This is a genomic window from Ensifer adhaerens, assembly GCF_000697965.2.
Lineage (GTDB): Bacteria > Pseudomonadota > Alphaproteobacteria > Rhizobiales > Rhizobiaceae > Ensifer > Ensifer adhaerens.
The window spans coordinates 1,327,206-1,350,375 of the sequence record NZ_CP015880.1 but is presented as its reverse complement, the minus strand read 5'-3'; the positions used below and the strand labels follow the sequence as shown (position 1 = coordinate 1,350,375).

General features: G+C 61.8%; 15 protein-coding genes. 2 read left to right on the top strand and 13 right to left on the bottom strand.

All coding sequences use genetic code 11. From position 1 onward, the window contains the following. Window positions 1–103: 103 nt before the first annotated feature. The 3 genes from FA04_RS06460 to FA04_RS06450 form a co-directional block, all read right to left on the bottom strand. Window positions 104–2,995 carry an SPOR domain-containing protein gene (locus FA04_RS06460; protein ID WP_034796649.1) on the bottom strand — a complete coding sequence of 964 codons (2,892 nt, stop codon included), beginning with the start codon at window positions 2,993–2,995 and terminating at the stop codon, window positions 104–106. A gap of 63 nt (window positions 2,996–3,058) precedes the next feature. Next, entirely contained in the window at window positions 3,059–4,819 is a 1,761-nt protein-coding gene (argS, locus tag FA04_RS06455; protein ID WP_034796661.1) for an arginine--tRNA ligase, read from the bottom strand. Window positions 4,820–4,915: 96 nt separating this feature from the next. Further along, window positions 4,916–6,133 carry a deoxyguanosinetriphosphate triphosphohydrolase gene (locus tag FA04_RS06450; RefSeq protein WP_034796668.1) on the bottom strand — a complete coding sequence of 406 codons (1,218 nt, stop codon included), beginning with the start codon at window positions 6,131–6,133 and terminating at the stop codon, window positions 4,916–4,918. Window positions 6,134–6,345: 212 nt separating this feature from the next. Here FA04_RS06450 and erpA point away from each other — a divergent pair, with 212 nt between their 5' ends. After that, on the top strand, window positions 6,346–6,678 hold the full coding sequence (erpA, locus tag FA04_RS06445; RefSeq protein ID WP_034796669.1) for an iron-sulfur cluster insertion protein ErpA: 333 nt from the start codon (window positions 6,346–6,348) through the stop codon (window positions 6,676–6,678). Window positions 6,679–6,739: 61 nt separating this feature from the next. Here the strand turns inward: erpA and FA04_RS06440 are convergent, their stop codons facing one another. Next, window positions 6,740–8,203 carry a phospholipase D-like domain-containing protein gene (locus FA04_RS06440; protein WP_034796670.1) on the bottom strand — a complete coding sequence of 488 codons (1,464 nt, stop codon included), beginning with the start codon at window positions 8,201–8,203 and terminating at the stop codon, window positions 6,740–6,742. 206 nt (window positions 8,204–8,409) lie between these two features. On the opposite strand from FA04_RS06440, the gene xth reads away from it, so the two are divergent. Beyond that, on the top strand, window positions 8,410–9,201 hold the full coding sequence (gene xth, locus FA04_RS06435) for an exodeoxyribonuclease III (RefSeq protein WP_034796671.1): 792 nt from the start codon (window positions 8,410–8,412) through the stop codon (window positions 9,199–9,201). Between the two features lie 70 nt (window positions 9,202–9,271). On the opposite strand, the gene exoR is transcribed toward xth, so the two are convergent. The 9 genes from exoR to FA04_RS06390 all read right to left on the bottom strand — a co-directional run bounded on the left by exoR (window position 9,272) and on the right by FA04_RS06390 (window position 22,992). Continuing rightward, a complete protein-coding gene (gene exoR, locus FA04_RS06430; protein ID WP_034796672.1) occupies window positions 9,272–10,078 on the bottom strand; it encodes an exopolysaccharide production regulator ExoR in 807 nt (268 codons plus the stop codon). Between the two features lie 467 nt (window positions 10,079–10,545). Beyond that, window positions 10,546–11,823, bottom strand: coding sequence for an outer membrane protein transport protein (locus FA04_RS06425; RefSeq protein ID WP_034796673.1), 1,278 nt, complete (start codon window positions 11,821–11,823; stop codon window positions 10,546–10,548). Between the two features lie 499 nt (window positions 11,824–12,322). Beyond that, complete coding sequence (locus tag FA04_RS06420) at window positions 12,323–15,163, bottom strand: valine--tRNA ligase (RefSeq protein WP_034796674.1); 2,841 nt, start codon at window positions 15,161–15,163, stop codon at window positions 12,323–12,325. Window positions 15,164–15,284: 121 nt separating this feature from the next. Further along, a complete protein-coding gene (locus tag FA04_RS06415; protein WP_034796675.1) occupies window positions 15,285–16,088 on the bottom strand; it encodes a PopZ family protein in 804 nt (267 codons plus the stop codon). Window positions 16,089–16,296: 208 nt separating this feature from the next. Further along, the gene (locus FA04_RS06410; protein ID WP_034796676.1) at window positions 16,297–17,664 is read right to left on the bottom strand and encodes a TolC family outer membrane protein; all 1,368 of its coding nucleotides are present in this window, start codon (window positions 17,662–17,664) and stop codon (window positions 16,297–16,299) included. Between the two features lie 288 nt (window positions 17,665–17,952). Continuing rightward, complete coding sequence (locus FA04_RS06405) at window positions 17,953–18,618, bottom strand: protein-L-isoaspartate O-methyltransferase family protein (protein ID WP_034796677.1); 666 nt, start codon at window positions 18,616–18,618, stop codon at window positions 17,953–17,955. A gap of 204 nt (window positions 18,619–18,822) precedes the next feature. Next, window positions 18,823–19,248 carry a TonB system transport protein ExbD gene (gene exbD, locus FA04_RS06400; RefSeq protein WP_034796684.1) on the bottom strand — a complete coding sequence of 142 codons (426 nt, stop codon included), beginning with the start codon at window positions 19,246–19,248 and terminating at the stop codon, window positions 18,823–18,825. Between the two features lie 3 nt (window positions 19,249–19,251). Further along, window positions 19,252–20,334: a tonB-system energizer ExbB gene (exbB, locus tag FA04_RS06395; RefSeq protein WP_034796759.1), complete on the bottom strand. Its 1,083-nt coding sequence runs from the start codon at window positions 20,332–20,334 to the stop codon at window positions 19,252–19,254. A gap of 183 nt (window positions 20,335–20,517) precedes the next feature. Then, the gene (locus tag FA04_RS06390; protein ID WP_034796761.1) at window positions 20,518–22,992 is read right to left on the bottom strand and encodes a ComEC/Rec2 family competence protein; all 2,475 of its coding nucleotides are present in this window, start codon (window positions 22,990–22,992) and stop codon (window positions 20,518–20,520) included. Window positions 22,993–23,170: the final 178 nt, after the last annotated feature.

The following is a 23,170-nucleotide window of genomic DNA, read 5'->3' as shown; positions in this document are numbered from 1 at the left end:
CCCCCCACTCATGCACAAGGTCATGGGGCAATCGGAAGCCCGAAAACGCGAAGGGCGCGGCCTTCTCGGCCGCGCCCTTCGTCAACTCGATCATTATGCCCGTTTACTTGGTAACCAGGCAGCTTCCGCCGGCGCCCTTGTACTTGGAGCAAAGGGCATTGGCCTCGTCCTTCGAACCGGCCGGGATGCGGACGCGGTAGTAGGTACCCTTGCCGGCGATCTCCGCCTTGCGGATGTCGACGCCGCGGCCGCCGATGACGCTTCCGAACTTGCTCGAAAGGCTGTTGTAGGACTTCTGCGCCTCGGCTTCCGACGGCAGAGATGCGACCTGGATGAAGTAGCCACCGGCCGGAACCGATGCCGTGGCAACCTGCTGCGCAGGCTGCGTCTCAGCCGGGAGAGCGGCCTGCTCTTCCGCCGGACGGGCGATTTCGGCAGGCTGTGCGGCCGGACGGGTCTGCGGCGTCGGCGCCTTGTCGCCACCGGCAGAAGCCGTCGTCGTGACGCTGCGCACCGGAACCTGTTCGATGTTGGCGTTACCCGTTGCGGCAAGCGCAACCTGGTCGGTGTTGGCTGCAGCCTGGCCTGCAGCAGCAACTTCATTCGAAGGCGTTGCGGGCAGCGGCTGGGTCGTGCCAGCGACATCGGTCGCCGGTGCTGCAACCGGCTCTTCGCGAGCAACCAGCGTTCCATCCGGCTTGACGATCATCGTGCGCACCTTCCTCGGTGCGACGGCCGGCGTCTTGTCTTCTTCCTGGGCAGCGGTCTCGCCGTTGGCACCATCCGGCAGCAGGCGATCGCCGTCCTCTTCGTTGGGCAATGCCGTCTGCAGAGTTTCGGCCTCGTTGCTGCCTTCGAGCGGCAGGGTCTCCGGCGTCAGCGTCCTCTGGACGACATCCATCGGCTCCTCGGTCGAAGACACCAGGGCTTCCTGCTGCGGGGCACCAGCCTGAGCACCGGCAACGCGGTCATAAACCGCCTTGTCCTGGTTCGGCACGGTCTTGCCGCCCTTTTCCTCGGGCACGACCTTGACCGGGGCCTTGTCGGCCAGAATGATCTTCGGGCCTTCGGCCGAGCTGACCGCGCCGCTACCGCCCATCCAGGCGTAGACGGCAGCGCCACCAAGGATGATGACGCCGGCAACGCTTGCTGCCAGCAACATCGTGCGCTGCGAGCGACGGCCGGTGCCATATTCGCGGTATTCGCCGGCATCCTGCTGGCTCTGCGCCGCTGAAAGCCGTTCGGCATCGCGGGCAACCGCCGGACGCTCGACGATCGAGCGGCGGAAGTCTTCTTCCATCGCCTTTTCAAACTCGTCGAAATCGTCAAGCGAACCCTGACCGAAGGCCGGAGCAGCGGCAGCGGCCGGTGCCGGACGGGCCGGCTCCACTTTTTCGACGGCCGCCGGACGGCTTTCCTTGACCGGAGCCGGCGTTCCGAAGAGCTGGGCCATTTCCGCGTCGATGTCGAGATCGTAGTCGGCCGGATAAGCGACCGGCTTCTCGGTCTCTATAACCGGCAGCTGCGGCACGTCCATATCCGCGATCGGGGCGACGCCGTTCTCGGCTTCGGCAATCATCGACGGATCGAAGGGCAGCGTGCTCTCGGGCTGTGCTTCCTGGCGCTCGACCGGCGCGGGAGCGACGTAAGGCTCGACGAACCGCTCCGGCTCGCGCTGCGGAACGGCCGCCTGCGCGACCGGCTGCACCGGTGCTTGCGGTACGACGGCAGCAACGACCGGCTCATCTACGGTGACGTCTGCGAAGTCGAGCTTCAGCGCCTCGTCGGAGAGCTCAATTTCGAAGTTCTCGATGTCGAAGCTCGGCTCGTGCTCCGGCTGCGCAATTGGCTTGGCCACCTCGACCAAGGGTTCCGCGACCTGAACGGGGGCAGCAGCCACTGCAGCAACCGGCGCTGCGACAGCGGCCACCGGTGCTGCGACAGACGATACCAACGGGCCGGCAAAGGCACGCTGCTGGCTGGCGCCCGAGGCGGACGCAACCGGCGTCGCACGGCTGAAGGTGGGCGTAAAGGGATAAGGGCTCTTCTTTATCGGAGCGGCAGTGGCAAGCGCTGGCGTGACCACCGGCGCCACGACGGGCTGTGTTTCCACATGCAGAGCCGGATGCGACTGGACCGCAGCGGCAACCATCGCTGAGACCGGCGGAACCGGGAACCGTTCTATGTCCGCCAGAAGATCGTCGCGGCCAGCATCCTGCTCGACGACTGCCTGAGCTGCGCCCACGTCTTCCTGATAGGAAGGCTCAATTTCACGCTCTTCGGCCGCGACATCGAAGCGCGGCTGTTCATAGGCCGAAAATGCATCCGCAACCGGAGCTGGCTCGGCCCAGACCGGAGCGGCTTCGACGGCCGGCGCCTGCCATGCATCGACGAACTGATCACGCGGATCGATATCCTGCGGTTCGACGTGCGCCGCAACCTCGGCAACGTCGTCCGACAACAGATCGGCTTCGCCAAGCGACAACTCGAGTTCGCGCTCAAGATCGAACGCCGGCTCGTCGACGACGGCCTCGGCGTTGTCGTCTTCGGCAACCTGCGGCGCCACGGAGAAGGCGTGAACCTCGGCATAGTCCTCGTCAGCGACGGGGGCTGGCGCCGCTTCGACGCGTTCGGGCTGGACGAACACCGGCTCTTCAAGCTCGGCGACGGGCTCCGCCACCGGCTCTTCGTGAACGACGACGTGTTCGGCTACCGGCTCGAACCGGGGCTCTTCGATCGGAGCCGGCTGGATTGGAGCCGGCTGCGGCGCGGACCGCGGCGCGTCGTAGCTGTCGAACGCGCGAAGCAGTTCGTCTTCGAGATCGAAGGCGGGGTCTTGACGCACCGCCTCCTGGTGTCGCTGCAGTTCCTGCAACTGCTGGACGGCCGGCCGGGCATCGTAACCGACGATCCGGGCGAGTTCGGCCAACGGATCATCGTCTGCCAATACATCGAATTCAGCCGGCCCGCTTCGTGCGAATTGTTTGTCTGCCATGCTCTCCACTCACAATTGCCTGTATCGCTGTGCCAGTGCATTGTGGGAAAATGGTGACAATACTTATCGCATTTCCTCCGGTGCGGAGGTGCCTGTAATAGACAGGCCGGATTTCAATACCGAAGCGACAGCATGCACCAGCCCGAGTCTGGCAGTACTTAATTCTCTATTTTTATCGTTAACAAAACGTAATTCCGGATTCTCTTTACCTTTGTTCCAATGTGCGTGGAAGGCGGCGGCAAGATCATACAGGTAAAACGCGATGCGATGCGGCTCCTGAGCCAGTGCCGCAGCCTCGATGACTCGCGGATATTCTGCGAGCTTGGCGACGAGCTGGAGCTCCGTCGGATCCGTGATCTGGCCCAGAACGGCACTGGCGAGATCGACCGATTCGAGGTTCAGATCCGGGAATGCGTCCGCGGCCTGGCGGAAGACCGAGCGGCAGCGCGCATGCGCATACTGCACATAGAAGACCGGGTTATCCTTCGACTGTTCTGTTACTTTAGCAAAGTCGAAGTCGAGCGGTTCCGAGTTCTTCCGGTAGATCATCATGAAGCGCACCGGATCGCGGCCGACTTCATCGACGACATCGCGCAGCGTGACGAAGTCGCCGGAGCGCTTCGACATCTTCACCGGCTCGCCGTCGCGGAAGAGCTTGACCAGCTGGCACAACAGAACCGTAAGCTTCGACGAACCGCCGGAGACCGCGCGCGCCAGCGCTTCCAGGCGCTTGACGTAGCCGCCATGGTCGGCACCGAGCACATAGATCATCTCGTCGAAGCCGCGGTCGAACTTGTCCTTGAAGTAGGCAACGTCGGCGGCGAAGTAGGTATAGCTGCCGTCCGACTTGATCAGCGGCCGGTCGATATCGTCGCCGACCTCGGTCGAACGGAACAGCGTCTGCTCGCGGTCTTCCCAATCTTCCGGCAGCTGGCCCTTCGGCGGCGGCAGGGTGCCCTTGTAGACGTGGCCCTTGAAGGTCAGGTCGTTGATCGCCGTGCGGATGGCGGCAGCACCGTTCGCGTGCAGCGTGCGCTCGGAGAAGAAGACGTCGTGATTGACGTTCAGCGCCGCGAGATCCTCGCGGATCATCGCCATCATCGCGTCGATCGTCCGGTCCTTGACGAGCGGCATCCACTTGTCTTCAGGCATCAGCCTGAGGCTCGTGCCGAATTCGTCGGCGAGCGCCTCGCCGACCGGCACGAGATAGTCGCCCGGATAAAGGCCCGGCGGGATCTCGCCGATCTCTTCGCCCAGCGCCTGGCGATAACGCAGGAATGCGGACCGCGCGAGAACGTCGATCTGCGACCCCGCATCGTTGATGTAGTATTCCTTCGTGACCTCATAGCCGGAGAAGGCCAAAAGGTTGGCCAGCGCGTCGCCGACAACGGCTCCGCGGCAATGGCCGACATGCATCGGGCCGGTCGGGTTGGCCGATACGTATTCGACGTTGACCTTGCGGCCACCACCGACAGCGCTACGGCCGTAGTCGACGCCCGCACGCGCCATGCCCGACAGCAGCTTCTGCCAGTAGGAAACAGAAAGGCGGACGTTGATGAAGCCCGGACCGGCGACGGAGACGTCGGTGACTTCCGGATCCTGCTTGAGCTTCTCGACGATGAGTTCGGCAAGCGCGCGAGGATTCATGCCGAGCGGCTTTGCCAGCACCATCGCAGCATTGGTCGCAACATCACCATGGCTCGGATCACGTGGCGGCTCGACATTGACACGGCCGAAGTCAAGCTCGGATCGCTTTTCTCGAACGCTTTCAAGCGTTTCGAGAATGTCCTTAATTCTTGATTCGAAGTCCGTGAAGAGATTCATCTGATCCGTCCGCTTTTCCCGGCCACAAGTGACCGGCGCAAAACTCAAAAAGGAGGCTCGGTTCGGCCGAACCGCAAGCCTCCGGGCGGGGGGTCCCTAGCGCAAATCGGGCGTATGGTCAAACAAGCGCTTGTGCACGCTGATCGCAAAAGTGTCGGTCATGCCGGCGAGGTAGTCGCCGACGTGCCGCGCCCGCGCCGGCTCCGCCATGCCGGCAATCTGGTCGATCCAATAGTGCTCACGCATCAGCTGCGGGTCGTCCATGAAGGCATGATAGAGATCGCAGACGATCGAGGCTGCATTTTCGCGCACGCGCATGACTTCCGGGTGCCGGTAGATCCGGGTCATCAGCAAGCGCTTGATCTGCTTGTCCGTCTCGCCCATCTCCTCAGAGAAGGTTGCCATCACGGTGCCGGCCTGGCGCACATCGGCAGCACTTTGCGGCCTTATCTCGCCGATCCGTTGCTGCGCGACGCCGATGACGTCCTCGACCATCGCGGTAATCTGACGCCGCATGATCTCATGCGTGAAGCGGCTGCTTTCAAGACCGGGATAGCGGTCATGGACCTCGCGCATCAGGCGCGCGAGAAACGGCACGTCTTCGAGCATTTCGAAGGTGAGATAGCCAGCCCGCAGACCGTCATCGATATCATGGGTGTTGTAGGCGATATCATCAGCAATGGCCGCGACCTGCGCTTCGAGGCTCGCAAAACTCGCCAGTTCCAGATCATGCAGCGCGCAATAGTCGAGGATCGGCTGCGGCACGGGCCCTCGCGTGCCCTCACCGTCCGCGGTCAGCAACGGCCCGTTGTGCTTGACCAGACCTTCCAGGCTCTCCCAGGTCAGGTTCAACCCGTCGAACTCGGCGTAGCGCCGCTCGAGCTTGGTGACGATGCGCAGCGACTGGGCATTGTGATCGAAGCCGCCATAGGGCTTCAGCATCTCGTGAAGGGCATCCTCGCCCGTATGGCCAAAGGGCGTGTGGCCGAAATCATGCACGAGAGCGACGCCTTCGGCCAGATCTTCGTCGAGCTTGAGCGCGCGCGCCAGAGCCCGGGCAATCTGCGCCACCTCGATCGTGTGCGTCAGACGGGTGCGGTAGTGATCGCCGTCAGCGGCAATGAAGACCTGCGTCTTGTGCTTCAGGCGGCGAAACGCAGTGGTGTGCACGATGCGGTCGCGGTCGCGCTGAAAATCGGAGCGCGTCGCGCTCGTCGCTTCGGGAAAGAGCCTGCCGCGCGTCATCCAGGGATTCGACGCGAACGGCGCATGTTCACCATAACCGAAGCCGAGCGCATTTTTGTCGAATGTCATCTTCCACCTAATTCGTCGTCCCATTGACGGGACATTCAAGCCTTCATACCTATAGTGAAAGCTACGGAAACGCGTGATGCAAGATCGACCGATTCCGCAAGCGGAAGCAACGGCTTGGCCGCGGGTCTTGAAAGAGGCCCCGAAACCGACCAGATCGCATGCTTTAACACAGGGCAATTCTCTCCGGTTCTTGACCCCGGCAGGAGGCAGATATGACGCATGAAACCGTGACCCTCTCGGACGCTGCAGCGAAGCGGATCGCCACGATCCTGCGTTCAGACAGCCACAACAACGCCATGCGAGTGTCCGTCGAGGGCGGCGGCTGCTCGGGCTTTTCCTACAAGTTCGACCTGGTCGACAGCAGCAATGACGACGACCTGGTGCTGGAAAAGAACGAAGCCAAGGTCCTGATCGACAGCCTGTCGCTCGTCTATATGGGCGGCTCGGAAATCGACTTCGTCGACAACCTGCTCGGCCAGTCGTTTCAGATCAAGAATCCGAACGCGGTTGCAAGCTGCGGATGCGGAACGAGTTTTTCCATCTGACGCCAGCGCCCCACGTCTCTCTTAGCCGGCTCCGTTTCAACAACGAACGGAGCCGTTTGCGTCAGAGATAGGGCGATCCGAGCCAGAGAATGCGGTTCGCCAATCGATCCGCGAAAGACTTTTTGCGCAGCCTTTCGAGCGTAACGGGCTCGGCTGAGGCGAGAATGTCGGAGATCGTGCCATTGATCGCCTCGGCGAAACCACGGTCGAGAACCTCCAAGTCGAATTCGAAGTTGAGGCGCAGGGAGCGTGGGTCGAGATTGGTAGACCCGACATAGGCCCAACGCTCGTCCACGGTCAAAAGCTTGGAGTGGTTGAAGGCGCCCTTCGCCCGCCAGACACGACAATGGCCCTTCAGCACCTGATCGAACTGCGCAGTCATCGCCCTGTCGACCAGCAGCAGATTGTTGACTGCGGGAACGATGATATCCACCTCGACGCCGCGGCGCGCGGCGGTGACGAGCGCGCTGATCAGTTCGCGGTCCGGCAGGAAATAGGGTGACATCACGCGGATATTCTTCTGCGCGACCGAAAACGCCCCCATGAGCATCTTGTGATTGGTCTCATTGGTGGCGTCAGGTCCGGATGGCACGGCGCGCATCAGTACCGACGGCCCATCCGCCGGCAGCGGTGCCTCTTCGATCGCCCATGCGGGGCCCGCCAGAACCTCGCCACTTGAGAATTGCCAATCTTCGGACGAGACCTGGAAGATATCGGCGACCACCGGTCCGGCCATGCGGAAATGCGTATCCTGTGCCGGCGCCTGACCGGCGATCTCGCTGGTGAAGCCCACCCGGATGTTCATGCCGCCGGCAAAGGCAACCTGACCGTCGACCACGAGGATCTTGCGGTGCGTGCGCAGGTTGGCATAGGGCAGCCGTAGCCCCATGATGATGTTGCCGTTGAAAACCGCCGTCGGAACGCCCGCCGCCTCAAGATGACCGACAATGCTCGGCACCGAGTAGCGCGCGCCTACGGCGTCAATCAGCACCCGCACCTCGACACCCCGCGCCACCGCCGCGATCAGGGCGTCTGCAAAGCGCAGGCCGATGACGTCGCGATCGAAGATATAGCTTTCGAGCAGGATCGAGCGCCGGGCGCCGGCGATCGCTTCCAGCATCGCGGCATAGACGGCATCGCCGCCGGCGAGCACCGAAATACGGTTGCCCGTGCACATACGATGGCGTGAAACGCGGTCGCCGAGGATCTTCATCGCCGCAAATCGTTCTCCGAACTGCACCGATATGTCGGCATCCGAAACGTCGAAGCGGCCGAACTGATCCGGCCCCTGCCCGCGCAACAGAGCGCGTTGCGAGCCGATCGAGGAGCGCCGGATACGGTTGATTCCGGCAACGGCATAGATCAGCGCGCCGACGATCGGCGAAAGCAGGACGACACCGACCCAGCCCGCCGCGGCGCGCACGTCGTCCTTCGTCATCGCGGCATGAATGGCGGCAGGAATGCCCAGCGCGAAGGACAAAAGCGCCAGGATATGCGGCCAATAATTCTGCACGAGATCGATCATGGGCGGGACTATAGCCCGCCAACGGGCGGAATCAATTCGACGCCTGCAGCGTATACCGTATCGACCGCTGCCCCCTCATGGGAAGCGTCGGTGCTGCTCGCGCGCGCTGTTGAAAACCCGCAGGTAACGGATTTGTCAAAAGAATCCGGAGCGGCTAGAAATGACCCCGCCAAGGACTTAACCGACATGGAAGGGCGTTTCGAGCCATGAAGATTGCCACCTGGAACATCAATGGCGTCAAGGCGCGAATCGACAGCCTGCTGGCCTGGCTGAAGGAAAGCGGACCGGATATCGTCTGCCTGCAGGAGATCAAATCGGTCGACGACGGCTTTCCGCGCCTCGAGATCGAGGCGCTTGGCTATCATGTCGAAACACACGGCCAGAAGGGCTTCAATGGCGTCGCGCTGCTTTCCAAGCTGCGGCCGGACGAGGTCAATCGCGGCCTGCCTGGTGACGATACGGACGAACAGTCACGTTTCATCGAAGGTGTCTTCTCGGTCGAAGGCGGCGTGATCCGCGTCTGCTCGCTCTACCTTCCGAACGGAAACCCCGTCGACAGCGAGAAATATCCCTACAAACTCGCCTGGATGCGCCGGCTGGAGGCCTATGCGAAGCAGCGCCTGTTGCTCGAAGAACCCTTCATCCTTGCCGGCGACTACAACGTCATCCCCGAGGAACACGACTGCTGGGATATCAAGGTCTGGCAGAACGATGCCCTCTTCCTGCCGGAAACGCGCGCCGCATTTCGCCGGCTGCGCAACCTCGGCTTCACCGACGCTGTGCGCGCGACGTCGGACACTGTGCCGCTCTATACGTTCTGGGATTATCAGGCCGGCTGCTGGCCGAAAAATTTCGGCATCCGCATCGACCATTTGATGCTGTCGCCGGAGGCGACCGATCGGCTGGTGTCGACATCCATCGACAAGCATGTCCGCGCCTGGGAGAAGCCTTCGGACCACGTGCCCGTCATCGGGACGTTTGCGTTCGCGCCCGCTTAAGGCGCGTTTTTCCAGTGTGGAGAATGGTCCCTGGGCCGGCGGCGGTTCGGGGACCGCTCGACGATGACAATCAGTCGTCGTCGCCCTGCATGTGCAGGTTCTGCGACAGTGCGATTGCCGTGCGTCGATCGTCCTCGCTGGCAAGCGAGAAGGCCTGCTCCTGCATCGACTGCATCCAGGGCCGATCCTTCGGCGAACACTGGTCGAGTGCCGCAGTCATGAACGCGAGACCACGAACGGTCTGGCCTTCCTGGAAAATCACATTGCCAAAGACGCCCATGGCGCCGGCGTGACCGCTCTTGCGCGCACGATTGAGCCATTTCTTGGCCTGCTGAACGTTCACGCTACCGCCCTCGCCCGACAAGAGCATGCGCGCGAGCTGGAACTGCGCCTCGGCGACGCCGAAGGTCGATGCCGCCTGGAAATAAAGCTGGCGCGCCTGGGACATGTCGGACTTGATCGGGCTGTCGGGAATGCCGCGGCGATAGTAGCCGGCAAGGGAGATCAACGCGTTGACGAAGTAACCGGTGTCTTCCGACCCCGGCTCCACGCCCTCCTGGGCGATTTCGCTATAGATCTTGAAGGCTTCGAGGTCGTTCTCGGCGACGCCGTCGCCATAGGCGTACATGTTGGCGAGGGCCCAGCGGGATCCGGTGTGGCCCTTCTCGGCCGCGTATTTGTAAGCTTCTACGGCCTCGTCCTTGCGGCCATTCTTGTAGGCGGAAAACCCGAACTTGAAGAGCGCGAACGGACCTGATTCCTTGGTGACGCCCGCACCGGGATCAAAAGCGTAGGCCGGCATGGCGAAGGTCCCACAGACCGCCAGCGACACGCCGAGTATCGCAACCTTTAGTGACTTTAGTTCACCCGCAAGCATCACAGTCTAATTCTTCCGTTCCAGCCGGCCACGCCGAACCCATCACCGCTGCAAACACACAAGCCCGGACGACCCGCCGCCGGGAACTGCACCAACTCCGCCGACAAAGCCGGCGCAACCTTTCCACAATGAAACTTCGACATAGTCCCCGAAGCAGTCATTTTAATGGACCACTTGCACTGGCGTGCCGGAGGCCACATTTCTCATGACGGTCATCGATCCAAGTTTCATTTCACCCCAAACGCTGCAGGTATCGCACTCACATTGCAGGCTTGTCCCTATATCGCTGCTCCCTGTTTGTGGCGGGAAATGGACATAGCCGGAACGAGTCTGATCCTAGCAAACTCTAGCATTAAAAGTGTTGCTGAATCGTCACATTGCGGGACAGTGCGGACGCGTGGTTAAGAGGCTCCACACATAAGAAAGGCCCGGTAAAACCGGGCCTTGCAGGATCAGATGACGAAGGATCAGAACTTCACTTTGATCGATGTCGAAATGGCACCGACAAAGTCGTCGTCGAAATCGTAGGAAACGTCGTCACCAATGACGTCGTCACCATACTTCACCGCACCGGAACTGCCGCCGGTCATGATGCCGACAGCACCAGCAAGACGGAACTCAAGGTTCTCGGTCGGCGTGTAGGAAACACCGGTTCCCAGCGTCCAGGTGTCGGTCTGCGTTCCATAACCGTGGCTGGTGCCGCGGTCCCAGGTCAGGCTGACGGCGCCGCTCCACTGATCATTGAACTTGTGGCCGACACCGCCGGTGATCGTCCAGCCGTCACGGTAGAGAAGATCAAGGCTCGTGCATGGCGTAGTACGGGAGACCGTGGCGGGGCAGAACTTCAGAACCTGAAGCTGGCTCCAGTCCGTCCACTTCACCGAGCCAAATGCCGCCCAACCGGGTGCAAAGCCGCTCTGCAGCTTGAGTTCCAGCGAGTCCGGCATCGAAGCCGCACCGTTTACGTCGTATTTCGTACCGGTCACAAGGCCCACACCCGGTACAACGAAGCCCAACTGGCGAAGGTCGATGAAGCCCGAGAGGTTATCCAGATCGACAGCACTGTTGTACACGAGGCTCGCTCGCAAGGCATACTCGGGGATTTCGTAGGCAGCACCTGCGCGCCAGCCCCAGCCATGCCCTCCAAGCTCGAGCCTGCCAATGCCGGTAAAGGCACCAGCGAGCGGCGTGCCTGTATAATCCTGAACCAGCCGTTCCTTGAAGCCGTTGACTTCCTGATAGAAGACGCCGCCGATCACACGGAACTGGCCTGGCCCCATGTCCCATTTGTAGGAGCAGGTCGCGGCGTAGTTGTCGCTCTCTACCTTGGTTTCGATATTGCTGTTGGCACCGGCCCAGTTCTGCCCCGGATTGGTGTGGGCACCCCAGGGCTGGGAGTAGTCAGCCATACAGTCGACGCTGTCACCAAAGGCTGCCTTAACGCCGACGCGCGGAACCCAGTAGCTCTCGGTGTCGTCAGCAGTATTCGGTCTGTTGTTGAGATTGCCGCCACCAAAAGTCCCGGTAAGGATGTTGGTGTTCCCGGTATCGGTATCACGGACGTTCTTCAATTCGCGCTGCGGATTGACGTAGGTCGCCGACGCTTCCCCCGCATAATCCGACGGGTCGAACAGCAGATCGATGTTGTAACCGCCGCGCTCAAGACCGCCCGCGTGCGCGGCGGAGGCAAACAGCAAACCCGCTGCTACCGACAGAACACCCCGCTTTAAATTCATGTGAGCCATCCAGCTCCTCCCCCTGCACTGCAAAACTGCGACATTCCACCTCATGTCGTGTGGGCCGAAGTATTCTCACGATCCCGTGAAATCGCAAATGCGAGATCTAGCAGTTAGCAGGCTCGATCGGTCACAGAATTTACGTAAGATTCTCATGATTTAGCCACAATGGCGCCAGATCGGAACCATTTTTTCAAAATCATGGATGAAATCCACTGAATTAGAATGGATTTCCAAACCATCGAAAACCTGTGTCGCCTGAACAACATTATCGCTTTTTGCGGTAGAACAGCGAAAAACTCCGTTGAAGTTCCGCTCAAACGCCACGCGCGCTTAATGACCCGCGCAGCAGATTCAACTGATCGAATCAATGCCAAATCTCGATAGGCTGAAGTCTATCTTGTATTTCTAAAATAAAAAATCCGCGGCATTTCTGCCGCGGATTTCGATTTCTGACGGTCAGGCATTCTCTTGAACGCCCTCTCGTTGAATCCGTCGATTAACGGCCTCAACCGGCCTCGGCGACGCGCGTCAGCGCAACGCTCAGCGATTCCTTCTGGAGATCGAGCTCTACGAGGCGTTCACGTTCCGCTTCGACCAGTTCCGGCTTTGCGTTGGCGACAAACTTCTCATTGGCCAGCTTGCCGAGGATGCGCTCGCGCTCGGCTTCCACCTTGGCGATCGCCTTCTCAAGTCGGGCCTTCTCGGCGGAAAGGTCGATCAGGTTGCCGAGCGGCAGGCAGGCCGTTGCCTCGCCAACGACGATCTGGGCGCTGCCGCGCGGCGCAACAGTGGCGTGGTCGATATGCTCGACGCGCGCCAGACGACCGATGGCCTGCGCATGCTGCTGCAGGCGCTCGCGCGTCAGGTTGTTGGCACCGACAACGATCAGCGGCGCGGTTGCCGCCGGCGGGACGTTCATCTCCGAACGGACCGAACGAATGCCCGAAACCAGATCGATCAGCCAGTTGATCTCGTCGGCCGCCGTGTCGTCAGCATAGGACGGCGCCGGCCATTCGGCGTGGCACAGCAACGTCGAACGCTCCTGGCCCTCGCCTGCCGTCTGCGCCCAGAGCTCTTCCGTCATGAACGGCATGAACGGGTGCAGCAGCTTGTAGATCTCGTCGAGAACGTAGGCGACGCAGGCCTGCGACTCGCGTTTTGCCGCTTCGTCCTCGCCACTGAAGATCGGTTTCAGCAGTTCGAGGTACCAATCGCAGAACTGGTTCCAGACGAACCGGTAGAGGCTGCCGGCCGCGTCGTTGAAGCGATAGGCATCGAGCGCCTCGGTGACGTCGCGGATGGTCCGCGACAGCTCCGTCAGGATCCAGCGGTTGACGGTGAGCGATGAGGTTTCGGGAATGAAACCATCGCTGCTGGTAACGCCATTCATCTGGGCAAAACGCGTCGCGTTCCACAGCTTGGTGCCGAAGTTGCGGTAGCCGGCGATGCGGGCCGGGTCGAGTTTCACGTCACGCCCCTGGGCCGCCATGATCGCCAGCGTGAAGCGCAAGGCGTCAGCACCGTATTCGTCGATCAGTTCGAGCGGATCGATGACGTTGCCCTTCGACTTCGACATCTTCTGGCCGTTCTTGTCGCGAACGAGCGCATGGACATAGACCGTATGGAAAGGCTCGACCGGAGTGCCGTCGGCATCCTTCATGAAGTGCAGGCCCATCATCATCATCCGGGCGACCCAGAAGAAGATGATGTCGAAACCGGTGACCAGCACGTCGGTCTGATAGTACTTCTCCAGTTCCGGCGTCTCGTTCGGCCAGCCGAGCGTGGAGAACGGCCAAAGCGCCGAGGAGAACCAGGTGTCGAGAACGTCTTCGTCACGCGTCAGGATTTCGCCCGGCTTGAAGTTCTCGAGCAGATCCTCGACATAGGCCTTCATCGGGCCTTCATGCGCCAGATAATGCTGGATCGCCGCGTGCAGCGCCTCTTCCTCGGTCTTTTCGACGAAGACCTGACCGTCCGGACCGTACCAGGCCGGGATCTGGTGCCCCCACCAGAGCTGGCGCGAAACGCACCAGGGCTGAATGTTTTCCATCCACTCGTAGTAGGTCTTCTCCCAGTTCTTTGGAACGAAGTTGGTCCGACCTTCCTTGACGGCGGCGATCGCGGGCTTGGCCAGCGTCTTCGCGTCAACATACCATTGCTCTGTCAGACGCGGTTCGATCGGCACGCCGCCACGGTCGCCATGGGGAACCATGTGCTTGTGCGGCTCGATCTTGTCGAGCAGGCCCGCCTCTTCGAAGATGCGAACGATGATCTTGCGCGCTTCGAATCGGTCCTTGCCTTCGAGTTCGTCCCAGGCACCGTGGAGGGCAGCCGGATCGCTGAGCCCTTCGAGGAAATCCTCGTTGTCCTTGATCGTGATGCGGCCTTCGATCGTCATGATGTTGATCGCGCGCAGACCGGCGCGCTTGCCGACGTCGAAGTCGTTGAAATCATGCGCAGGCGTGATCTTCACCGCACCGGTACCGGCGGTCGGATCCGCATAGTCGTCGGCAACGACAGGAATGCGGCGACCGACGATCGGCAGAATGACGTGCTTGCCGATCAAAGGCTTGTAGCGCTCATCCTCCGGATTGACCGCGATGCCGCTGTCTCCGAGCATGGTTTCAGGACGCGTCGTGGCGACGACGAGGTAATCGCGCTTTTCCCACTCGGTCGCCTTGCCCTCTTCATCGAAGGCGACCGGGTAATCGAAGGTTACGCCAGGCTCCAACGGATAGCGCAGGTGCCAGAGGTTGCCGTTGATCTCGTGCTGCTCGACCTCCAGATCCGAAATCGCGGTCAGAAGCTTCGGGTCCCAGTTGACCAGGCGCTTATCCTTGTAGATCAGGCCTTCCTTGTAGAGCGAAACGAAGACCTCGAGAACGGCTTCGGACAGCCCTTCGTCCATGGTGAAGCGTTCGCGCGACCAGTCGCAGGACGCGCCAAGACGCTTCAATTGGTTGAAGATGAGCCCGCCCGATTCGGCTTTCCATTCCCAGACCTTTTCGATGAAGGCTTCGCGGCCCATCTGCCGGCGGTGCTGCTGGCTCTCCATCAGCTTACGCTCGACGACCATCTGGGTGGCGATGCCTGCATGGTCCATGCCCGGCTGCCACAACACATCCTTCCCGCGCATGCGTTCGAAACGAACGAGCACGTCCTGAAGCGTGTTGTTGAGCGCGTGGCCCATGTGCAGCGAACCCGTCACGTTCGGCGGCGGGATCACGATGCAGAAACTGTCGGCGCCGGGCTTGGCACCCGCCCCTGCACGAAACGCGTTTTCTTCGTCCCACTTCTTGGCGATACGCGGGTCGACGGATGCGGAATCGTAGGTCTTATCAAGCATTTTGGAGCCAATTTACGAGATTGATGTCAGCGTCTTGTAAACCGGAACGGCCGGTGCAAGTCAACACGAACGCAAAAAGCCGCGACGATCGCGCGGCTTCTTTCGTGTTCGGATTCGGCTTTTAGCGGCGGGGGCCGCGCGCGACGCGTTCGATTTCCTCGCGGACGAGCCGCTCGACAAGCGTCGGCAGATTGTCATCGAGCCATTCCTGCAGCATCGGCCGTAGCATCGCTTCGGCAATTTCATCAAAGGAACGCCGCGATTCCTGATCCACTGCGTGGGCAAGATCGCCGAACGACTGAGCGACCTTGCGGCCGACCTCCGGCGAGACGATCGCCGCAAGCGCCGTCTCCGGCGCGGGCGCTTCCGGCGGAACGACGGCGGCCACCGGCGGAACCGCGCTTAGAACTTCCGGGAGTTCGACTGGCGGCGGCGCTACGACTTCCGGCTCTGCCGGCGCCTCAACAGCAGCAGCGGGCTCGATCACCGGCGCTTTCGGCGCGGAAACCGCCGCCATGCGCGAGGTGACGACCGGACTGTCCTGAATGGCGACGACCTGCGGCGCAGGCGGCACCTCACGTCCGGCAAAGCCCGTCGTATGACGCTCGGACGCGGCGCGAACCCGTGCTGCGACATCGGCAAGTGAAAGCGGCGGCTGCGCTACCGGCGACGGCTCCGACAGCCCGGCCTGGCTGTCCACGACCGGTTCGACAAACGCGGCCTTGGGCGCCTCATCGCGTCGGCCAAAGGCGATCGTCTCGATCTCGCTGTCGATGGTCAGCTCGATCTCGTCGTTGCCCTCGTCCTCGAACTGCTCCTGCGGCGCAAATCCGGCTTGCCCGGGTTCGTTGCTCTCAATGATCTTGCGAATGGATGCCAGGATTTCATCCATCGACGGTTCACGCGCGACATTGAGCTGTGCCATTTCCATCCTCGTTTGACGCGGCAGACATGTGTCCCAAAACTGGACATGCGCCGATTTCCGACAAACCTTAAGTGAGTTCGCGAACGAAACATACGCCACGAATCAACGCTTAGGATTCTTGCACAGATTTGTTTTCAGGGGAAAAAATAGAAACGCCCCGGGGAAGACCCGAGGCGTTAGCAGGTGCTCAATGATGCGAACGGACGCCTTAGCGACCGTCAACGGTTCGCAGACCGAACCACTTGTCCTTGACCACTTCGTAGTGCTCTTCGGCACGGTATTCGGCAACCTGCAGGCCCTGATCCTTCACGGTCAGCCGCGCGGCGGCAGCAAGCAGCGAATAGCTCGCAACGACCGCGTCGCGCTGGGCAACGGCCAGAAGTTCCTGTGCCTGAAGCACGTCCTGCTGCGAATCAAGCACGTCGAGTGTTGTACGCTGGCCGACCTTGCGCTCTTCGATCACGCCATCGAGAGCCAGCTTGGCGGCGGAGATCTGCGCCTTGTTGGCGGAGATGCGCGCAATCGCGGCTTCCAGCTGAGCATAGGCGGAGACAATAGTCTGCTGTACCGCCGCACGCGCCGAATCGACGAGGATGCGCTGCTGGCCGAGACGTTCCTTGGCCTGGCGGATCTGGCCGTACTCGGCGCCACCCTGATAGATCGGAACTTCGAGGCGAGCCGTAATGCTCGATGCATTGCTATCGAACTGGCTGGCATTGCCGGTGGTGCGGCCAACCTGGCCCTGCAGCGTCACACCGGGGAGCATCGTGCCTTCCGCCGACTTGACCTGATAACCGGCCGAATCAACGGAGTACTGCGCCGACAGAATGATCGGGCTTTCGCGCAGACCTGTCGCGACGGCCTGATCGAGCGTGCGCGGCAGGGCCTTCGAAGCCGGCGAAGCCTGCTTGATGCCGCGCGGCACATCGCCGACGATCTGTACATAGGTCGCTTCGCTCTGCTTCAACTGAGCGACGGCGACGATAAGCTGCGACTGGGCGTTGGCGAGCGAGGCTTCGGCGAGGCTCACGTCCGTTCGGGTGCCTTCGCCCACATCGAGACGGGCTTTCGCCGCGTTAACCTGCTCCTGAAGGAAGGCGATGTTCTGCTTGCGGATCGATACGAGCTGCTGGTCGCGCGCGATGTTGGAATAGATGGTCGCGGCCGAAAGGAGAATCGATATCTCGTTGGCGCGCAGCGATTCGCGGGTCGCAAAGACGTTCGATTCAGCGGCGCGCACATTGTTCAGCGTCTGAAAGCCGTCAAACACCATCTGGTTTACGGTGATGCCGACCTGTCCCTGGTGGAGGTCTTCGCTCAGGGTCTTTTCTCTGTCGATGGTCGAAAGCGTTCCGGACGCGAATGCCGCCACCTGGGGGCGAAAGCCGGACTTGGCAATCGGCACGCTCTCGTCGGTCGCCCTGAGGCCGGCCCGCGCGGCGTTCAGGTCAGGGTTGTTTGCGTAGGCTTTGGCCATTGCGCCGAAGATCGTTTCGGCCAGTACTGCGTGCGGTGCAAGCAGCAAGCTTGTCGAAACGGCGGCCAGGAGGGCCGCTTTGCGGACAATCGACACCATTACTTCTCTCTCCGATCGGGGCGGCAGAGCCTGCCCTCTATTTCCGCGGCGCCGCTCTTTGTGCAAAAAGCGACCCCAACTAGACACGGCGATGAAGCGCTCACACCGCCCACTGGTGAGCAAATCACTACCACTGCACTCTTTGAAACCCGGAATCAGCATTCCGACAACTGCGCAGCCATACTCTGCGCAGCCATTTCAAAAAGAAACAAGTACCGCGTTGCGAATTGGCAACATTGTTATTTTAGCAACGCAATTAATTGTTGATATCCCTCAATAAGCGGGACCTCAAAAAACAAATTCCTGTGCACGACGGAAGCCGGGAAGCGGCTTGACCGCGGTGTTGAAATCGGGGCGCTCGGACGTCTTTCCGTGCTCGTGCACATAGAGTTTAGCGCGAGAAGCATTGCCAAATCCTTCAACGACGACCAGCCGCCCGCCATCGCGCAGCTGCTCGAACAAAGCGGTCGGCAGGACTTCGACCGAGCCGTGAACGAAGATCACGTCATAGGGTGCCTCGGCGGCATATCCCTTCTCGAGTTCGCCGGTCACGACGGCGATGTTGTCGTAGCCGAGGCGAGACAGCGTTTCCGTCGCGGTGGCGGCGAGGCCTTCATCGCTTTCGAGCGCAACGACCGAACCTGCAACCTGTGACAGCAGTGCGGACGCGTAGCCGGTGCCGCAGCCGATCTCCAGGACGACATCGGACTTGGCGATTTCGGCCAGCTGGAGAAGCTTGGCGAGCGGCGACGGCTCCATCAGGAAACGCGGTGCGTTGCCATTGGTAACCTCAAGCGAGATATCCGTGTCGATGTAGGCAAGCTCTTTCATCTTGGCAGGCACGAACTCCTCGCGCGGCACGCTCAGGAACGCGGACAGGACCGAGTGGGACGTGACATCCGTCGTGCGGATCTGGTTGTCCACCATCTTGGTGCGCGCTGCTTCGAAATTCATGGTAGTGCCCTCGTGTCCGGATAGGCGCGGCGCCCGCTTTCGGGCAAGCACGCACGATCGTCTTCTGGCTCCCGTCGGAAAGCCTTTGAGGTAAGCTCATAAATCGGCGCCCGGCCGGTTTCAAGCGATAGCGGCAATCTGCGCCGGAAAAACGGGAGGGAATTGCACTGCGAATGGCGGAGGCAACACGATTGCCGGCCGGGATCAGCGTCCCGGCGCGCCTTCCAGCCCAACGAGGGCAATCTTGGTGTAGCCGGCGTTCTGAATGAGGTTCATCACCGTCATCAGCTCACCGTAGTCGACGGCTTTGTCCGCGCGCAGCAGAACGCGCGTCTCTGTATTGCCTTCGGTCAGGCGCTTCAACTCGTCGGCAAAGCTCTCGCGCGCCGTCTCATCGTTGCCGATCGCCAGAGCCAGATCGGCCTTCAAAGTCACGAAGACCGGCTTGTCGTCCCGCGGAGCCGGCTTTGCGGCCGATTGCGGCAGGTCCACCTTCATGTCCACGGTGGCGAGCGGCGCCGCCACCATGAAAATGATCAACAGCACCAGCATGACGTCGATGAAGGGGGTGACGTTGATCTCGGCGTTTTCATCGAGATCGCCGCCACCGTCGCTGATTTTTCCGGCCATAGGTCACCCGATCCTTGCGATGGTCGTCTCGGTGTGACCGAAGTCCTGGCGGCGCGGCTGCGCCTTGCGGGCCAGGCGATGGTCGAGGTCGCGGCTGACGAGCCGTTCCACGGCCGCCGCAGCATCGGCGAGAATGACCTTGTAGCCACCGACCGAGCGGGCAAAATAGTTGTAGATGACGACGGCCGGGATCGCCGCCACCAGGCCGATAGCGGTCGCCAAAAGCGCCTCCGCGATGCCCGGCGCCACGATCGCCAGATTGGTCGTCTGTGCCTTGCTGATGCCGATGAAGGAATTCATGATCCCCCAGACCGTGCCGAAAAGGCCGACGAACGGGCCGACGGAGCCGATCGAGGCCAGGATGCCGGTGCCACTTGTCATGCGCTTACCGGCGCGAACCTCGATGCGGGTCAGAAGCGAGGAAACACGCTCCTTCAGGCCGCCTGTCGGCGCATGGTCGATCACCGCCTCCGAGCGGGCCATTTCGTCGATCGCCGCGGCGACCATTTCGGGCGCCGGTCCCGACTTGCCGTCAAAGGCTCCCTTGACGTCTGCCAGGCCGTTGGCAGCCGACAGCAGGCGAACTGCGCGCGTCAGGCGCGCCTTGGCGCCAAAGAGTTCCAGCAGCTTGACCACAAAGATCGCCCAGGTGGCGACGGACGCCAGCGCAAGGCCAATCATCACGCTCTTCACCACCACGTCGGCGGCCATGAACATGCCAATCGGCGAAAGATCATGCGGCAACACTTGGCTTGCTGCACCCTCGCCCGTTCCAGGCGTGCTTTCCGCCGTCACCGGGGCGCCTTCAACGGCTACCGGCGCCCCCTCGCCCGACGTAGCGGCAGGAGCTTGCAGTGTCGGCTGCGCCTGTGTCGCCGGTTCCGCCGGCGGAACGGTTACGGCCGTGCCCTGACTTTCTGCCGTCGGCGCGGATTCGGACGGCGCTGTTGCGCCGCTTTGCGTACCATTAACCGCGGGTGCCTGCGTCGTCGCTTGGGCCAAGGCGGCCGTTGGCGAAGCTGCGGAGGACAGGACCAGCATCGCGGCTGCCAACAAATTGATCGTCGATCGGGCTCGTCTCGGCATCTCGTTCCTCACGTACTGGTCCATTTCGTCGTGTCAGGGCGAAGGGTTTTCCGTCATCCGCCGCTACCCTTGCGCGCTTCCGGGGCTCTTTAAGCAAAGGAAAACCGAATGACAAGGATTTGTGGAGTTTATCAATCAAGAATAATTTCGCAACCACCCATAGCCGGAACTGGACAGGCGTTTTCAGGGCGTCGGCTGATCTTCGATGAAGGTGTCGCTGCGCCAATCATAGGTGCGATGGCGCTCCCAGGGACGGGCAAGCGTCGTGAAAGCCGGCCGGATTTGCATGACGGGTGAGCCCTGCCCTTCCTGCTGCTCCGCCCGAATTTCGATTGCGCCCGTGCGGCGCAGCGTCCGTGCGTCGACGATGCGGGCTCGGCGCGGCGCGCACGCTTCCACATCGACCCGCGCGGCGACCACGATCAGGTCTGCCTGATCGCACAGGGCGGGAAAGAGGCGCGGGTTTTCGAGGGTGACGATCGTCCAGCCGATGGCGCTGCGCGCCGCACACCATTGCTTGTCGCGGCAGACAAATCGACCTGGCCGGCTTGCCTCGATGGCCGATGAAAAATCCGCACGGATCGCCGTAGCCTTCTCTCCATCGATCGGCGGCGCTCGTCGGACCGCCTGTTCCATAGCCGGGTAAAGATCATCGGCTGCAGGCGGGAGCATGACCGGCCGCTCGTGCTCCCCCACGGCGAGCGCCCGTTGCCATTGCGAAAATATGAAGTCCGGCGGGCGCGGCCGGTTCGTTGCGATGGCATCATCCGTGACCAGACCGAGAATGCGTCCGTCCTCGGCGATCACGATGTCGGGCCGGCTCCCATCTTCCAATGCCAGGCTGAAGAAGCCTGCACAGATCAGCACGATGCCAGAGATTGCCAGCCAACTGCGCAGCACGCAGAGAAAAACACCGCCGATCGCGATCAGCACGAAGCCGATGGGTCCGATGCGGCCGGTCACGACCTCGCCATCGAGCGACGTCACGAACCGGGCGACGTCGAGCATCCGATCGAGACCCCACGCCATCGCCATCAAAGGCAGATGCTCAAGCCCGAACGGCATTAGCAGCATGGCGAACAGACCGAAGGGCATGATCACGATGCTGATCAGCGGCATGGTGAGAATGTTTGCGAGCAGGCCATAGGCCGGCAGCCTGTGGAAGTAGGCGATCGAATAGACCGACGTTGCCAGGCCGCCGATGAGCGAGGTGATGAGGATGCCTGCGGCGACGCCGGTGATGAGGCGCCCCTTGCTGCGGCCGCCAGCCGCTTCGGCCTTGCCGGTGCGCCGTTCGCGCCAGCGCCCGTAGCCGGCAACCAGCGCCAGGGTGGCGGCGAAGGACATCTGGAAGCCTGGCCCGGCCACAGCCGAAGGCATGAGAACCACGATGACGATTGCGGCGAGCGCGACGTTGCGCAGGCTGATCGACATGCGGTCGAAAAACACCGCGACCAGCATGATCGAGATCATGATCCAGGCGCGAAGTGCCGATACGGCGCCGCCGGAAATGAGGATGTAGAGGCAGACCATCAGCAGCGCACCGGCAGCGGCAACCTTCTTGATCGGCACACGGTGCGCCAGCCCCGGAACCATGCTGAGAGCAGTGCGTGCGCCGATCAGAAACGTGCCGGCTGCCAGCGCCATGTTGAGGCCGGAGATCGCCAGCACATGCGCTAGCCCCGCCTGTCGCAGCACCTCGACCGTCTCCCGGCTGATGGCCCTTTCCTCTGCGGTCACCAGAGCCGCCGCAAGCGCGCCGGTATCGCCGCCGATCGAGGCGCGGATCCTCTCGCCAACCGTTTCCCGCATTGCGGCCATCGTTTTCGCCGCTGCCGAACGCAGCGAGAAAGCCGCCTCGGGCTCTTCGGTCGCCACCTTCTCGGATAGTTTGGGCGCGCCGTAGAAAAACCCGACGGCGCCGATTCCCTTGAAATAGCTGTCGAAGGCGAAATCGTTCAGGCCGGGCAGCGCCGGACCCGAGGGCGGAGACAGCCGCGCCCTGCCCTCGACCATCGCGCCGAGCGGAAACGGCTCTCCGGAGCCCCGCGTCACCAGCGTCGCCTTCAGCGGCTGGCGGCGCAGCTTTGGCCGGCTCGTTTCCTCGATCTCCAGCCCGTAGCGCCAGCGGCCGCGATCGTCCTGCTCGCGCGAAAAGACCACGCCCCGCAGGTTCGTGGTCACCGGAGCGTCGAGAACAACCGTGTCGATGCACCACGTCTCGATCGCGACCAGCAGCATGCCGCAGATGAAGAGCGTAACCGCAATCAACGGAGCCCTCAAAGGCGCCAGCCGCCACCGACAGGCCAGCGCTGCTATTCCGAAAATGCACAGCAGCACTGCAAGATTGGCAATCCGGATATCGAAGGGCAGCGCCAGCCAGGCGAGCACGCCGAAGATCAAGAACACCGGGATCAACACGAAACCGTGACCGAATGCCCGTTCCTCTTCGATCGCGGCGAGGAATGCCGGTTTAAGCGCGGCAGGCCGGAAACGAGCTGCGCGGCCCGCAATTGCTTGCCACGATGGCCGGAGAAACAGGAAGAACCGGCCTCGCGTAGGTAATGTCGCGGCGACAACGGCGGCATCGGATTCGGGAAGCCTGAAGCTTCCGCGTTCGACGTCGAGCGACGCTTGCCGAATTTCCGTTTCGCTCATTGCGCCCGCACTTTGGACCCTGACTTCGCGGTCGATCATGCAACCAACGCAGCGCAACTGCAACCGAGGCGCTATCTGCCGAAAAAAGCGGCAAACCTATATAGAATGGTACCGCACCATCATCGGACGAGCTTATTGATCTCTTTGGACTTATTGCCGTAACATGCCATTATTGCGT